The sequence below is a fragment of the Nocardioides anomalus genome, assembly GCF_011046535.1.
GTDB lineage: Bacteria > Actinomycetota > Actinomycetes > Propionibacteriales > Nocardioidaceae > Nocardioides > Nocardioides anomalus.
Genome location: NZ_CP049257.1, coordinates 4907322 through 4919643, shown reverse-complemented (window position 1 = coordinate 4919643; position 12322 = coordinate 4907322). Strand labels below are relative to the sequence as shown.

At 74.1% G+C, this 12322-nt stretch carries 14 protein-coding genes; 1 reads left to right on the top strand and 13 read right to left on the bottom strand.

Features of this window, described 5'->3' with window-relative positions; translation table 11 throughout:
* Positions 1–2: 2 nt before the first annotated feature.
* The 7 genes from G5V58_RS24485 to G5V58_RS24455 form a co-directional block, all read right to left on the bottom strand.
* Complete coding sequence (locus G5V58_RS24485; protein WP_230486936.1) at positions 3–1292, bottom strand: MFS transporter; 1290 nt, start codon at positions 1290–1292, stop codon at positions 3–5.
* Between the two features lie 7 nt (positions 1293–1299).
* Complete coding sequence (locus tag G5V58_RS26515) at positions 1300–1899, bottom strand: YdcF family protein (RefSeq protein ID WP_165238101.1); 600 nt, start codon at positions 1897–1899, stop codon at positions 1300–1302.
* Positions 1900–1964: 65 nt separating this feature from the next.
* Complete coding sequence (locus tag G5V58_RS24475) at positions 1965–3362, bottom strand: cytochrome P450 (protein WP_230486935.1); 1398 nt, start codon at positions 3360–3362, stop codon at positions 1965–1967.
* A gap of 10 nt (positions 3363–3372) precedes the next feature.
* Complete coding sequence (locus tag G5V58_RS24470; protein WP_230486934.1) at positions 3373–4287, bottom strand: alpha/beta hydrolase; 915 nt, start codon at positions 4285–4287, stop codon at positions 3373–3375.
* Positions 4284–4859: a TetR/AcrR family transcriptional regulator gene (locus tag G5V58_RS24465; RefSeq protein ID WP_165238099.1), complete on the bottom strand. Its 576-nt coding sequence runs from the start codon at positions 4857–4859 to the stop codon at positions 4284–4286. Before G5V58_RS24465 ends, G5V58_RS24470 begins: the two co-directional genes overlap by 4 nt.
* Positions 4856–6184 (bottom strand): flavin-containing monooxygenase, encoded by a 1329-nt coding sequence (locus G5V58_RS24460; RefSeq protein WP_230486933.1) that lies wholly within the window; start codon positions 6182–6184, stop codon positions 4856–4858. Before G5V58_RS24460 ends, G5V58_RS24465 begins: the two co-directional genes overlap by 4 nt.
* 43 nt (positions 6185–6227) lie before the next feature.
* A complete protein-coding gene (locus G5V58_RS24455; RefSeq protein ID WP_165238097.1) occupies positions 6228–6914 on the bottom strand; it encodes an SGNH/GDSL hydrolase family protein in 687 nt (228 codons plus the stop codon).
* A gap of 86 nt (positions 6915–7000) precedes the next feature.
* Here G5V58_RS24455 and G5V58_RS24450 point away from each other — a divergent pair, with 86 nt between their 5' ends.
* Positions 7001–7735 carry an SDR family NAD(P)-dependent oxidoreductase gene (locus tag G5V58_RS24450; RefSeq protein ID WP_230486932.1) on the top strand — a complete coding sequence of 245 codons (735 nt, stop codon included), beginning with the start codon at positions 7001–7003 and terminating at the stop codon, positions 7733–7735.
* Here the strand turns inward: G5V58_RS24450 and G5V58_RS24445 are convergent.
* Genes G5V58_RS24445 through G5V58_RS24420 form a run of 6 tightly spaced genes read right to left on the bottom strand, consistent with a single transcriptional unit; the run spans position 7732 to position 12321 of the window.
* Entirely contained in the window at positions 7732–8346 is a 615-nt protein-coding gene (locus tag G5V58_RS24445; protein WP_165238093.1) for a dihydrofolate reductase family protein, read from the bottom strand. The genes G5V58_RS24450 and G5V58_RS24445 overlap by 4 nt on opposite strands.
* 36 nt (positions 8347–8382) lie before the next feature.
* On the bottom strand, positions 8383–9102 hold the full coding sequence (locus tag G5V58_RS24440) for a sulfite exporter TauE/SafE family protein (RefSeq protein ID WP_165238091.1): 720 nt from the start codon (positions 9100–9102) through the stop codon (positions 8383–8385).
* A gap of 4 nt (positions 9103–9106) precedes the next feature.
* Complete coding sequence (gene idi / locus G5V58_RS24435) at positions 9107–9718, bottom strand: isopentenyl-diphosphate Delta-isomerase (RefSeq protein WP_165238089.1); 612 nt, start codon at positions 9716–9718, stop codon at positions 9107–9109.
* Positions 9715–10737 carry an NAD(P)/FAD-dependent oxidoreductase gene (locus G5V58_RS24430; RefSeq protein ID WP_165238087.1) on the bottom strand — a complete coding sequence of 341 codons (1023 nt, stop codon included), beginning with the start codon at positions 10735–10737 and terminating at the stop codon, positions 9715–9717. Before G5V58_RS24430 ends, idi begins: the two co-directional genes overlap by 4 nt.
* Positions 10730–11260, bottom strand: a complete 531-nt coding sequence (locus G5V58_RS24425; protein ID WP_196240537.1) for an isoprenylcysteine carboxyl methyltransferase family protein — start codon at positions 11258–11260, stop codon at positions 10730–10732. Before G5V58_RS24425 ends, G5V58_RS24430 begins: the two co-directional genes overlap by 8 nt.
* Positions 11257–12321, bottom strand: coding sequence for a type III polyketide synthase (locus tag G5V58_RS24420; protein ID WP_165238085.1), 1065 nt, complete (start codon positions 12319–12321; stop codon positions 11257–11259). The genes G5V58_RS24425 and G5V58_RS24420 overlap by 4 nt, the downstream gene beginning before the upstream one ends.
* Between the last annotated feature and the right edge of the window lies 1 nt (position 12322).

Below are 12322 nucleotides of genomic sequence, written 5' to 3'. Positions count from 1 at the left end.
GCTCAGCCCTCGCCGGCCGCCTGGCGCACGGCCCGCTCGGCCACGGCGTGCTCGTCGACGCGCGCGTCGTAGGCCCAGAAGCTGCGCAGCCGGGCGGCCGTGAGGGCGACGCCGACCACGCAGGCGGCGCCGCCGGAGGCGATCGAGCCGCGCACCGACCACAGGTCGGCGGTGACGCCGGCGCGGACCTGCCCGCCGAGCGGGCCGACGGAGTAGGACAGCATCTCGATGCCGGCCAGCCGGCCACGCATCGCCTCGGGGATGGTCTGGCTCCACACCGTGCCGCGGAAGACGCCGCTGATCATGTCCGCCGCCCCGGCGAAGGCCAGGAACAGCCCGACCAGCCAGATCGACGGCATCACGCCGGCGAGCCCGATCATCGCGCCGTACGCCGCCGCGGCCAGCACGATGGCCCGCCCGTGGTGGTGCACGCGGCTGGCCCAGCCGCTGAGCGCGGTCGCGACCAGGGCGCCGACGGTCTCGGCGGAGTAGAGCAGCCCGAGGACCTGCGGCTGGGCGAAGACCTCCTCGGCCAGCGCGGGGAACAGCACGACCGGGAAGGCCAGCAGCATGCACACGACGTCGACCAGGTAGGTCCCGAGCAGGTCCTTGCGGCCCAGCGCGTAGCGCACGCCCTCGCCGATGCCGGCCAGCGAGGGCGGCGTGGTCTCGGCGCGGTGCGGGTAGCCCGCCATCCGCCCGTACATCAGCGAGGCCAGGCACAGACCGCCGATGTCGATGAGGAAGCACCAGCCGATGCCGACGTAGGCCACGAGCAGGCCACCCACCGCCGGCCCGACCAGCACCCCGAGCTGCATGCCCAGGCTGGTCAGCGCGTTGGCGGCCGGGAGCTCGTCGTGGCGCACGGTGCGCGGCATCAGCGCCTCGCGGCTCGGCCGCTGCAGCGACGACGTCGAGGCCAACCCGACGCTGACCACGAAGATGAGCCAGACGCTCGGGTCGTCGCGGAACGCGTTGACGGCGAGCACCGCGGTGCAGGCCGCCTGGGCCACGCCGGTGGCGACCAGCAGCCGGCGCCGGTCGACGTGGTCGGCCAGCGCCCCGCCGTACAGCCCGAAGACGACCAGCGGCACCAGCTCGACGATGCCGATCGCGCCGACCGCGAAGTTCGAGCCCGTCAGCGTGTAGACCTGGTAGGGGATGGCGACGTAGCTGACCATCGCGCCGAAGTAGAAGACCGTGCCGGCGTAGAGCAGGAGCCGGAAGTCGCGCGAGGTGCGCATGGGCGTGAGGTCCATGCGCAGGCCGCGCAGCCGCTCCCGCCAGGTCACCGGGCCATCATCGCGCGGGCCGGCCCCAGCCCGGGTGCTCGGCCAGCAGGGCGGCGTGCGCCGCCTCGACCTCGGGGGGCACGTCGACGTGGGCCAGGAACCCCCGGCCGCGCGGGCCGTACCCGTCGGCGTCGTCGCGCAGCCGCGGCACCTCGCCCACGACCAGGGCGACCCAGCGCTCGTGCGGCCAGGCGTACCGCCCCCGCCGCGGCCCCGGCCGGTTGACCGCGACCGCCTCCGGCCAGACCAGCCGGAACACCGCGTCCATCCGCCGCTGCATGGTCGGGTCCTGCACCAGCGCCACGGTCCGCGGCCTCAGCCCCGCGCGCTCGAGGACCTCACGCGCGAGGGTCACGTTGTTGCCGCAGTTGGTCGACTCCCGCTCGAGCAGGTCGGCGATCACGCCGTGCTCGCGCTGGAGGTACGCCGCCATCAGGTCGGCCTCGGTCCCGGCCGTCCCGTACGCCGCGCCGACCAGGTCGAACAGCGCGTCGGTGGTGTGGCCCCGACCGCCGACGAGGACCAGCGCCCCGACCCGGCCCTCGCGCACCAGGGCCGCCGCCTCGTCCCACGCGTCCGGCAGCGAGCCGCCGAACAGCAGCAGCACGTCGACGTGCTCGGGCCGGGGGTCGGTGAGGGCCAGCCAGTCGGCGATGACCTCGAGGGGCTCGCTCAGCGTCGCCGGACCCTGATCCTGGCCCCCTGCTCGGGCACGGAGGTGATGTTGCGGACCATGGGCTGGTCGTCGCCGCCGGGCCGCACGTCGACCTGGCGGAAGACCTCGCGGAGCACGGCGACGCCCTCCATCAGCGCGAAGCCGGCGCCGATGCAGCGGCGCACGCCGCCGCCGAAGGGGATCCAGGTGTTGGTCGGCGGGTTGTGGCCGAGGAAGCGCTCGGGGTCGAAGCGCTCGGGGTCGGGGTGGTTGTCGTCGCGGGCGTGCGCGATGAGGATCGAGGGTCCGACGGTGGCGCCGCGGGGGAGGTCGATGCCGGCGATGGTGGTCGGCCGCATGAGCGTGCGGACCACGAGCGGGATCACCGGGTGCAGGCGCAGCGACTCCTTGATGACCGCGTCCAGCCAGGCGTCGCCGTCGGCGTCGCCCGCATCGGCGGCGGCCTGGGTCCGGCGCATCAGCTCGGGGTCGCGGCCGAGCTCGTACAGCGCCCAGGCCAGCGCCGTGGCGGTGGTCTCGTGGCCGGCCAGCAGCAGGGTGACGAGCTGGTCGCGCAGCTCGGTGTCGGTGAGCGCGTCGTCGCCGGTGGACTCGCGGATCAGCCTCGAGAGCACGTCGGTGCGCTCGGCCAGGTCGGGGGCCGTGCGCCGCTCGCGGATCTCGGCGTACATCAGCTCGTCGAGCTCGACCTGGTTCTGCACCGCGTCCTTCCACGGGCCGAACCGGTGCAGGGCCGGGAAGGTCCACACGAGCAGCACCGAGGGGCTGACGTTGACGGTCTTGTTGACCCGCGGGCGCAGCGCGGCGAGCCGCTGCTCGTCGGTGACGCCGAAGACCACGCGCAGGATGACCTCCAGGGTCAGCGCGTTCATCCGGTCCAGCGAGCGGAAGGTGCGGTCGGCCGGCCAGTGTGCCACCTCGTCGCGCGCGATGGCGCTGACCAGGTCGGCGTAGGTGCGCAGGGCCTGGCCGTTGAACGCCGGCATCAGCAGCTTGCGGGCCCGCTTGTGCGCGGCACCGTCCTGGAGCAGCAGCGAGTGCTCACCCATGACCGGGCCGAGGATCGCGTTGCCCTTGCCGGCGTGGAACACCTCGGGGTCCCCGGCGAAGATCTCCTTGGCGTGCTCGGGCCGGGTGAAGAAGACCAGCGGGCGGCCCTTCGGCATGAGCCGGACGGTGTAGACCTCGCCGTACTTCGTGAACAGCCACGGGTGGAACCAGTGCCGGTAGCGCAGCGTGGCCACGGTCTGGAACAGCGCCGGCCACCGTGGCCCGGGCGGCAGCCCCTCGTAGCTGACCGGACCGAGCTTGTCGCCGCCGCTGCCCAGCGTCATCCGGTCGAACCGCTGCTGGGTCAGCGCGCGGGTGTCGGTGGGTTCCTCGAGGAGTGCCACGCCGTCGAGGTTACTGAGACGCGGTGTCCGCGGGCATCCGACCGCGGTCGGAGGTCGTCAGGTGCCGACGCAGGAAGTGCAGCTGGTGCTCGACCACAGGGCCGAACCAGTCGCGGCCGGGCCAGACGTCGAAGTGGTCGCACGGGTAGTGCCGAACCTCGGCCCGGCCCCTCTCGGCCGCCTTGGCCGCGGCGTGCGGCGGCGCGGAGCGGTCGAAGTCGGCGATCTGCACCAGCAGCGGCGCGCGGACGCCGGCCGCGTGCCGGACCGGCCGGTGCCGGCCGAGCTCCAGCCCGATGCGCGCGTCGACCTCGTTGCTCCAGGTCGGCCCGGCCAGGGCGGTGTACGCCTCGAGCTGGCCCGGCAACGTGAGGGCGCCGAGCTCGCCGGGACGCGCGACGACCGGCATCATGACCGGCCGCCCGACCCGGCTGCGCACACCGGCGGCGGTGGAGCGCAGCAGCGCGGACGGCGGGTGGTGCCGGGCCGCGAGCCGGCCCGCGGCCAACCCGTCCACCAGCGGGGTCAGGGCGACCACCGCCGCGACGTCGTCACGGCCGGACGCAGCGGTCAGCACGTGGCCGCCTGCCAGCGAGACGCCCCACAGCACCCGCCGGGACGGGTCGACACCGGGCAGCGAGGCCGCCGCGGCCAGGGCCGCGCGGTAGTCCTCGACCTGCCCGGCCAGGTCCACCCGCTGGCGGGGCTCGCCCCCGGAGGACCCGAAGCCGCGGTAGTCGAAGGCCAGCACGTCCAGGCCGCCGTCGGCCAGCGCCTCGGCGAACGGCTCGAGGCCGGAGTCCTTGGTGCCGCCCAGCCCGTGCGCCATCACCACGACCGGCCGTCCGGCCGGGCCGTCGAGGGCGCCGCCGCGACCGGGCACGTGGAAGGCGTCCAGCTCGACGCCGCCGACCGGGATCCTCACGCGCGGACCTCTCCGTGGATCGTGCGCAGCCAGATCGTCACCACGGCCCCGACCAGCCGCTCCCGGTCGAGCGGGCCACCGAGGGCGAGCCGCTCGAGCATCCGGTCGTTGAGCTCGAGCAGCACCGAGGCCAGCGCGGTGGCGTCCGCGACGCCGGGCCGCTGGGCCTCGATGAACGCCGCGACCACGGGCACGAACGACTCCCGGTCGGCGTCCCACAGCTCACGGACCGTCGCACTGGTCGCCCGCGCGTCGAGCGAGGCCCGGAACAGGTGCTCGTGCTTGTCCCAGGTCGAGAACAGCGCGCGCACCATCGCCTCGATGTTCTCCGCGGGCGTGCCGTCGCCGTCCAGCGCGGTCGCGGCCACGGCCGACTCGTCGTACATCTCGGCCATCAGGGCGGCGACGGCGGCGGCCTTGTTCTCGAAGTAGAAGTAGAACGCCGAGCGCGTCACCCCGGCGCGTCGGGAGATGTCGGCGATGTTCACCGAGTCCAGCGAGCTCTCGCGCAGGTGGTGGTCGAGCGACTCCAGGAGCGCCGTGCGACGCCGGTCGCCGCGGGGCTCGCTCACGCGGTGGCCCCGGCGCGCGCACGACCGGCCGGCAGCTCCCGGGTGCGCAGGTCGTGCTCGTAGACGAAGTAGTCGACCTGCTGGGTGTGCCGCGGCCGGTCGGTGACGTGGCCGAGGTAGAGCTGCTCGTCGGCGGCGATGACCCGCTCCATCTCGGCGGGGTCGGGCAGCGCGTAGGCGCCGACGGCGTACGCCGCGAGCAGCCGCGCCTGCGCCTCGACGAACGGGAACAGCGTGGGCACGGCCTGCGCGAACCCCATGAAGACCACGTCGTCCAGCCCGGGCTTGAACATCCGCTTGAACAGGTGGATCACGTTGCCCGGCGCGCTGAGGAAGCCCTCGTCGAAGAACGGGAAGGTGATGTTGTAGCCGGTCGCGTAGACGATCACGTCGAAGTCCGAGGACGTGCCGTCCACGAAGTGCACGCGCTCGCCGTCCAGGCGCGCGACGTCCGGCTTGGGCACCACGTCGCCCGAGCCGAGCCGCAGCGGCAGCTCGACCGACTGGGTCGGGTGGGCCTCGAAGAACAGGTGGTTGGGCTTGGGCAGGCCGTAGAGCTCCGGGTTCGAGCCGGTCATGAACTGCATCTTCTGGATCAGCTTGCGCTGCCAGGCGAGCGGGACGTGCGGCGAGGTGGCGAAGTACTTGTCCGCGGGCAGGCCGTACATGTACTTCGGCACGATCCACGCGCTCGACCGGGTGGAGAGCGTGACCTGGTTCTGCATGGCCCGGCCGGAGAGCTCGACGGCGATGTCGGCGGCGCTGTTGCCCAGGCCGACCACCAGGATCCGCTTGCCGCGCAGGTCGAGCGGCTGGCTCGGGTCGACGTAGTGGTGGGAGTGCAGGCTCTCGCCGGTGAACTCGCCGGCGAAGTCCGGCGTGCGCGGGTCCCAGTGGTGGCCGTTGGCCACGACCAGCAGCTCGACCTCGCGCGTCGAGCCGTCCTGGAGCTCCAGGGCCCAGCCGCCGCCGGGCTGGTGCGCGGCGTGCACCACGCCGTTCTCGAACTCGATGCGCTCCAGCAGGCCGAACGCGTCGGCGTAGGCGTCGAGGTAGGCCTTGATCTGGGTGTGGTGCGGGAAGTCCGGGTAGTCGTCGGGCATCGGGAAGTCCTTGAAGGACAGCCGGTGCTTGGAGGTGTCGATGTGCAGCGAGCGGTACGCCGAGGAGTGGCCGTTGGGGTTGCCGAAGGCCCAGTTGCCGCCGATCCGGTCCGAGGTCTCGAGGCACGCGTAGGGCACGCCGTAGTCGCCGAGCATCTTGCCGGCCGTCAGCCCGCTGATGCCGGCGCCGATCACCGCCGTGGAAGGTCGCCGCAGAGGCACCCCGCGACCGTAGGGGCGTCAGTTGACACGCGTCAAGAGTGGGTCAGGCGCCCCGGTTGACCTTCTTCCAGGCCTGGAGCACGAGCTTGACGTAGGTCTGCACGCCGGGACCGCGGCGGTCGCCGTACGGCCCGCCGGTCTCGTGGGTGCCGTCCTCGAGCAGCGAGGACAGGCCGGTGACCGGGTCGAGCGTCGGGTCGGCCAGCACCGTCCCGCGCCAGTCGATGACGTAGGTGTGCGGGCGGTCGTGGGCCAGGTCGCGCGAGTAGCGGTTGTACTCCTGGAGCACCGCGTCCTTGTCGGCCTGGAACTGCCCGGCGCGCACCACCATCATCAAGAACACGTTGGTCTGCTTCGGCAGCTTGGCGATGGCCCGGCGCAGCCGCGCCTCGCTCCACTCGGGGTCGTGGCAGCGGTTCGTGCCCAGGGCCATGATGAAGTTCTGCGGCGGGTCGTCGTGCTGGCGCAGGTAGGCGTCGATGTGCGACGGCAGCGTGCGGATCGAGCGGCCGCGGCGGTAGTCCAGCACCCAGTCGGGCTTGCGCTCGCTGAGCATCGGCGCGATCCGGTACGTCGTGGAGTCGCCGATCATGAACGTGCCCGAGAGCGCGGGCCGGGCGGCGCGGTGCGGCGCGGTGTCCGGCGCGGCGCCGCCGGCCGACGAGGCCGGGGCCACCGCACCCAGGAGGGCGAGCAGGGCCAGCGGCCCCGCGACGAGCAGCTTCTTCATCGCCGGACATCATGACGCCCGGGACGGTCCGACGCCGAACCGGCACGCCCCTTGACGCGCGTCAACCGGGTCAGCAGGCTCGGCGCGTGGCGGAGTCGGCGGGTCAGGTCGCGGTGGTGGTGGGCGGGGCGTCAGGGATCGGAGCCGCGTGCGCGGCCGCCTTCCGGGCGGCGGGCGACACGGTGGTGGTGGCCGACCTCGGGGCCGGTGCCGACGCGGTGTGCGACGTGACGGCCGAGGACCAGGTGGCCGCGCTGTTCGACGAGGTGGTGGCCCGGCATGGCCGCGTCGACGCCGTCGTCAACAGCGCCGGCACCTCGACGCTGGCCGCGGTGGTGGACCACGACCTGGCCGAGTGGCGCCGGGTGCTCGACGTGTGTCTGACCGGGGCGTTCCTGGTCCTTAAGCACGCCGGCCGGGTGCTGGGTGCCGGCGGCTCGGTGACGTCGCTGACCTCGCTCAACGCGCGGCAGCCGGGTGGCGGGCTGGCGGCGTACTGCTCGGCCAAGGCCGGGCTCGCCATGCTCACCGAGGTCGCCGCCCTCGAGCTCGCCCCGCGTGGGATCCGGGTCAACGCCGTCTCCCCCGGACTGGTGGCGACCCCGCTGACCGCTCCGGCGTTGGAGATCGACGGGATCGAGGCCGACTACCTGGCCAACACCCCGCTCGGGCGCGCCGGGACAGCGGAGGAGGTCGCCGAGGCGGTGCTGTTCTGCGCCCGCGCCGCGTGGCTGACCGGCGAGGTGCTCGACCTCAACGGCGGGGCGCACCTGCAGCGCTACCCCGACCTGTTGGGACACGTGGCGCGCGCGTTCTCCTAGCGCACGACGTCGTAGACCACGTGCGTGGCGTACGGCGAGGCGTGGACCTCCACGGGCCGGAGCTGCAGGTCCGGCAGGCCGGTGAAGACGGACTCGCCGCTGCCGAGCACGACGGGCGCGTGGTTGAGCATGATCTGGTCGACCACGCCGGCCGCGAGCCCCTGCCGCACGGCGCTGGCGCCGCCGGCGATGGTGACGGTCTCGTCGCCGGCGGCCTCGAGCGCGCGCTCCATGGCCTCCTCGAAGCTCGGCACGAAGTGGAACGTCGTGCCTCGGAGCTCCACCGGGTCGTGCGGGTGGTGGGTGAGCACGAACACCGGCGCGTGGTACGGCGGCTCCTCGCCCCACCAGCCCTGCCACATCTCCCCGTCGCCCCACGACTCCCACGGCCCGCGGACCGGGCCGTACATGTTGCGGCCCATCACGTAGGCGCCCCGCGGCGCCATGATCCGCTCGGCCATGGCGCGGTCGACCTCGTGGTCCGAGCCGCCGGGCATGTGCCAGAAGTGCAGCTCGTGGCCGCGGCGGCCGAGGGGGTGCTCCTGGCTCTGGTCGGGGCCGGCGATGAAGCCGTCGAGGGAGATCGAGACGTGTGCGGTGACCTGGGGCATGCCGGACAGACTGCCGCAGCCGGGCCCACTCATCGCTCAGCCGAGCAGGGAGCGCACCAGCAGCACCAGCGCGGAGGCGCCGCTCACCACCAGGAGGCTCGGGCGGACCAGCGACGCCGGGAGCCACCGGCGGCTGACCGCCCCGGCGAGGGCGCCGAGCAGCATGGCCGGGGCCAGCTCGAGGGCGGCCCGGAGCTGGGCGCCGGTGAGGTCGCCGGTGACCAGCAGGCCGGCCAGGCTGAGACCGGCGCCGATGAGGAAGTACACCGCCATGGTCGTGCGGATCTGCTGGGCCGAGCGGTGCTGGTAGAGCAGCGCGAACGGCGGGCCGCCGATCGACGTCGCGGTCCCGGTGACGCCGCCGACGAAGCCGGCCGCGCTCAGGGTGCCGCGGTTGACCGGGACCTCCACCACACGCCAGGTGAGGAGGACCATGAGCAGCACGACGAGCCCGACCACGACGCCGAGCTGGCGGTGGCTGAAGGCCGCGACCACCCAGACACCCAGGCCGGTGCCGACCAGCCGGGAGGGCAGCGACCAGTTCAGCCCCGGCCAGTCGATCTCGTCGTGGTCGCGCACGAGGGTGACCGCGGGCAGGACCAGGGCCAGCATGATGAGCGAGCCGGGCATGGTCCACGGCTCGAGCAGCGTCATCACCGGGGCGGAGAACAGCCCGATGCCGAGCCCGACCAGCGACTGGGCAGCGGAGCCGAGGAACACCGCCAGCGCGATGGCGAGATAGGTCCCCGGCTCCACCGGCTCATCCTGGCGGGCGGGCCGCCGGCGGCAGGAGGGCGGGGTCGGCGGCCGGGGCCGAGCGCGGGTCGGCGGGCAGCGCCTCGACCTGCTGGACGCACCAGGGGCTGACGTCGCGGGTGCCGGCCAGCACCTCGTCGCGGAACGCCGGCCAATCGACCCAGGCGACGTCCTCGACCTCGTCGGGGTCGGGCGCGACCGCGTCGGGCGTGGTGGCCACGAAGACCGGGCAGAGCTCGTTCTCGACCGTGCCGTTGTCCATCACCGCGCGGTAGCGGAAGCCGGGCAGCACCAGCGTCACGTCGTGCAGCGTCAGCCCGAGCTCCTGCTGGACCCGGCGGTGCACGGTGTCGGTGATGTCCTCGCCGGGCGCGGGGTGGCCGCAGCAGGAGTTGGTCCACACCCCGCCCCACGTGGGCTTGTCGACGGCCCGCTGGGTGAGCAGCAGCCGGCCGGCCTCGTCGAAGACGTAGCAGGAGAAGGCCAGGTGCAGCGGGGTGTCGGCGGTGTGCACCTCGGCCTTGGCGGCGGTGCCGATGGCGGTGCCGTCCTCGGCGAGGAGGACCACCTCCTCGGTCGAGCCGGCGGTGGGCGGGGTGGCGTGGGCAGTGCTCATGCGGGCCTCGCGAGCTGGTCGACGACACCGGCGAAGACGCGCGGCATCCGGGCGGCCATCGGGACGATCTGGCGGCGTACGGCGGGGTGGCGGGAGCCGCGCAGCAGCGCGTGGGTGAGCAGCTCGTGGCGGCGGCCGAGCTTGCGGTACGCCGCCTCGTAGCGCTCCGGGCGGTCGGCGGCCAGCGCCTCGACCACCGCGCGGGCCTGGGCCAGGCCGAGGGCGATGCCCTCGCCGGTGAGCGCGTCGACGTAGCCGGCCGCGTCGCCGACCAGCAGCACCCGCCCGACCACGCGCCGGCTCGAGCGCTGGCGCAGCGGGCCGGCGCCGCGGGTGCGCGAGAGCGGACGGCGGCCGAGCCGCTCACGCAGCAGCGGGTGCTCGGCCAGCAGGTCGTGGATCTGGCCCTGCCGCTCGGTGAGCACGGCGACGCCGACCAGGTCGTCGGCCACCGGGGTCACGTAGGCCTCGGAGCCACGCGCCCAGTGCACCTCGACGTACGGCGTCCAGGGCGCCATCTCGACGTGCACGCGCAGGCCGTGGCGCCGGTTGCCCTCGACCGGGCGGTCCGCGCCCACCATCCGGCGCACCGGCGAGTGCAGGCCGTCGGCGGCGACGAGGTAGCGGGCCGGCTCGCCGTCGACCAGCACGTGGTCGTCGTGGTTCTCGACCTCGCCGACCGGGAGCTGGCTCACGGTGATGCCGGCCGCCGCGACGGCGTCGCTCATGGCGCGGTGCAGGGTGGTCCGGCGCACGCCGCGACCGGATCCGTGCCGGAACGGGGCGTCGGCGCTGCGGCCGCCACCGAGGTAGCGGATGCCCTCCAGCGGGTGGCCGGGCGGGTCGATGCCGAGCGCGGCCAGGTCGGCGATCGCGCCGGGCATCAGGCCCTCGCCGCAGGCCTTGTCGACCGGGCCCGGGCGCGGCTCGCGGACCAGCACGTCCAGGCCGGCGCGGGCGGCGTGCAGCGCGGTGGCCAGGCCGACGGGTCCGCCGCCGGCGACGACGAGGTCACGCACGGGCGGGCTCCAGCGAGGCGAGCGCCTGGTTCTCCACCCGGATCCGGACGGTGAGGAGGACGGCGTTGAGGACGGTGAAGACCAACGCGGTGATCCAGCCCGCGTGCACCAGGGGCAGCGCGACGCCCTCGACGACCACGGCGACGTAGTTGGGGTGCGGCATCAGCGCGTAGGGACCGCGGCGCACGGGGGCGAGTCCGGGCACGACGATGACGCGGGTGTTCCACTGCGGGCCCAGGGTCCGGATGCACCACCAGCGCAGGGCCTGGGTGAGCACCACGACGACGACCATGGACCAGGCCAGCGCCCCCGGCACGTCCGGACGACGCACGTAGGCCTCGACCAGCGCGCCCACCAGCAGCCCGGTGTGCAGCACGACCATGACCGGGTAGTGCGAGAAGCCGGACTCCACACCGCCGCGGGCCATCGACCACGCGGCGTTCCGCTTGGACACGACGAGCTCGACCAGCCGCTCCAGCCCGACCAGGACGACGACGACGGTGAACGCGGTCAACGAGGTCATGCGGCCGCCCGCAGCAGGACCAGCTCGGAGCAGAAGCCCGGACCCATGGCCATGAGCATGCCGTGGCTGCCCGGGGCGGGCGGGCGCTCGCGCAGGGTGTCCTCGAGGACGTGCAGCACCGAGGCCGAGGACAGGTTGCCGATCTGGGCCAGCGAGTGCCGGGTGAGCGCGACGTCGTGGTCGCTGAGGCCGAGGGTGTCGCGCAGCGCGTCGATGACCTTGGGGCCGCCCGGGTGGCAGACCCACCAGCCGATGTCGTCCTGGGTCAGCCCGTGGTCGGCCAGGAAGCCGTCGACGTCCTCGCGGACGTAGCGGCCGATGACCGTCGGCACCTCGGCGTCGAGCACGATGCGCAGCCCGGTGGTGCCGACGTCGAAGCCCATGACGCGCTCGGAGTCGGGGTAGAGCCGGCTGCGGGTGGCCAGCACGCGGGCCGGCGACGAGTCCGCGTGCCGGTCCGCACCGGCCGCCACCACGCACGAGGCGCCGTCGCCGAAGAGCCCGGACGCGACCAGGTTGGGCACCGAGACGTCGTCGCGCTGCACGGTGAGCGAGCACAGCTCGACGGCGACCAGGACGGCCACGTCGTCGGGGTGGCCGACCAGGTAGTCGTGCAGCCGGGCGACACCGGCGGCGCCGGCCACGCAGCCCAGGCCGACGAGCGGCACGCGCTTCACGTCGGGGCGCAGCCCCACGCGGGCCGCGATCCGGGCGTCCAGGGACGGTACGGCGAGCCCGGTGACGGTCGCGGAGATGATGAGGTCCACGTCGTCGGGGACCAGGTCGGCGGCCTTGAGCGCGTCCTGGAGGGCGCGCGAGCCGAGCTCGACGGCGTGCTCGAGGAAGTGGTCGTTGGCGGCGGTGAAGCCGTCCAGCTCGCCGTACTCCTCGAGCGGCAGCACGGTGTGGCGGAACTCCACCCCGGCGTTGCCGTGGAAGCGGCGCAGCAACCGATCGTCGAGGCCGCCGCCCTGGGCGATGACGCGGGCGAAGGCGTCGGTGATCTCGGCCTGCGGGTGCCGGTGCGCCGGGAGCGCTCCGCGGACGGTGAGCAGCTGCATG

Excerpts from the sequence above, each read along its gene's own strand:
- G5V58_RS24455 (WP_165238097.1), bottom strand. The coding sequence starts at position 6,914 with ATGAAGAAGCTGCTCGTCGCGGGGCCGCTGGCCCTGCTCGCCCTCCTG.
- G5V58_RS24445 (WP_165238093.1), bottom strand. The coding sequence starts at position 8,346 with ATGCCCCAGGTCACCGCACACGTCTCGATCTCCCTCGACGGCTTCATC.
- idi (WP_165238089.1), bottom strand. The coding sequence starts at position 9,718 with ATGAGCACTGCCCACGCCACCCCGCCCACCGCCGGCTCGACCGAGGAG.
- G5V58_RS24425 (WP_196240537.1), bottom strand. The coding sequence starts at position 11,260 with ATGACCTCGTTGACCGCGTTCACCGTCGTCGTCGTCCTGGTCGGGCTG.
- G5V58_RS24420 (WP_165238085.1), bottom strand. The coding sequence starts at position 12,321 with ATGCAGCTGCTCACCGTCCGCGGAGCGCTCCCGGCGCACCGGCACCCG.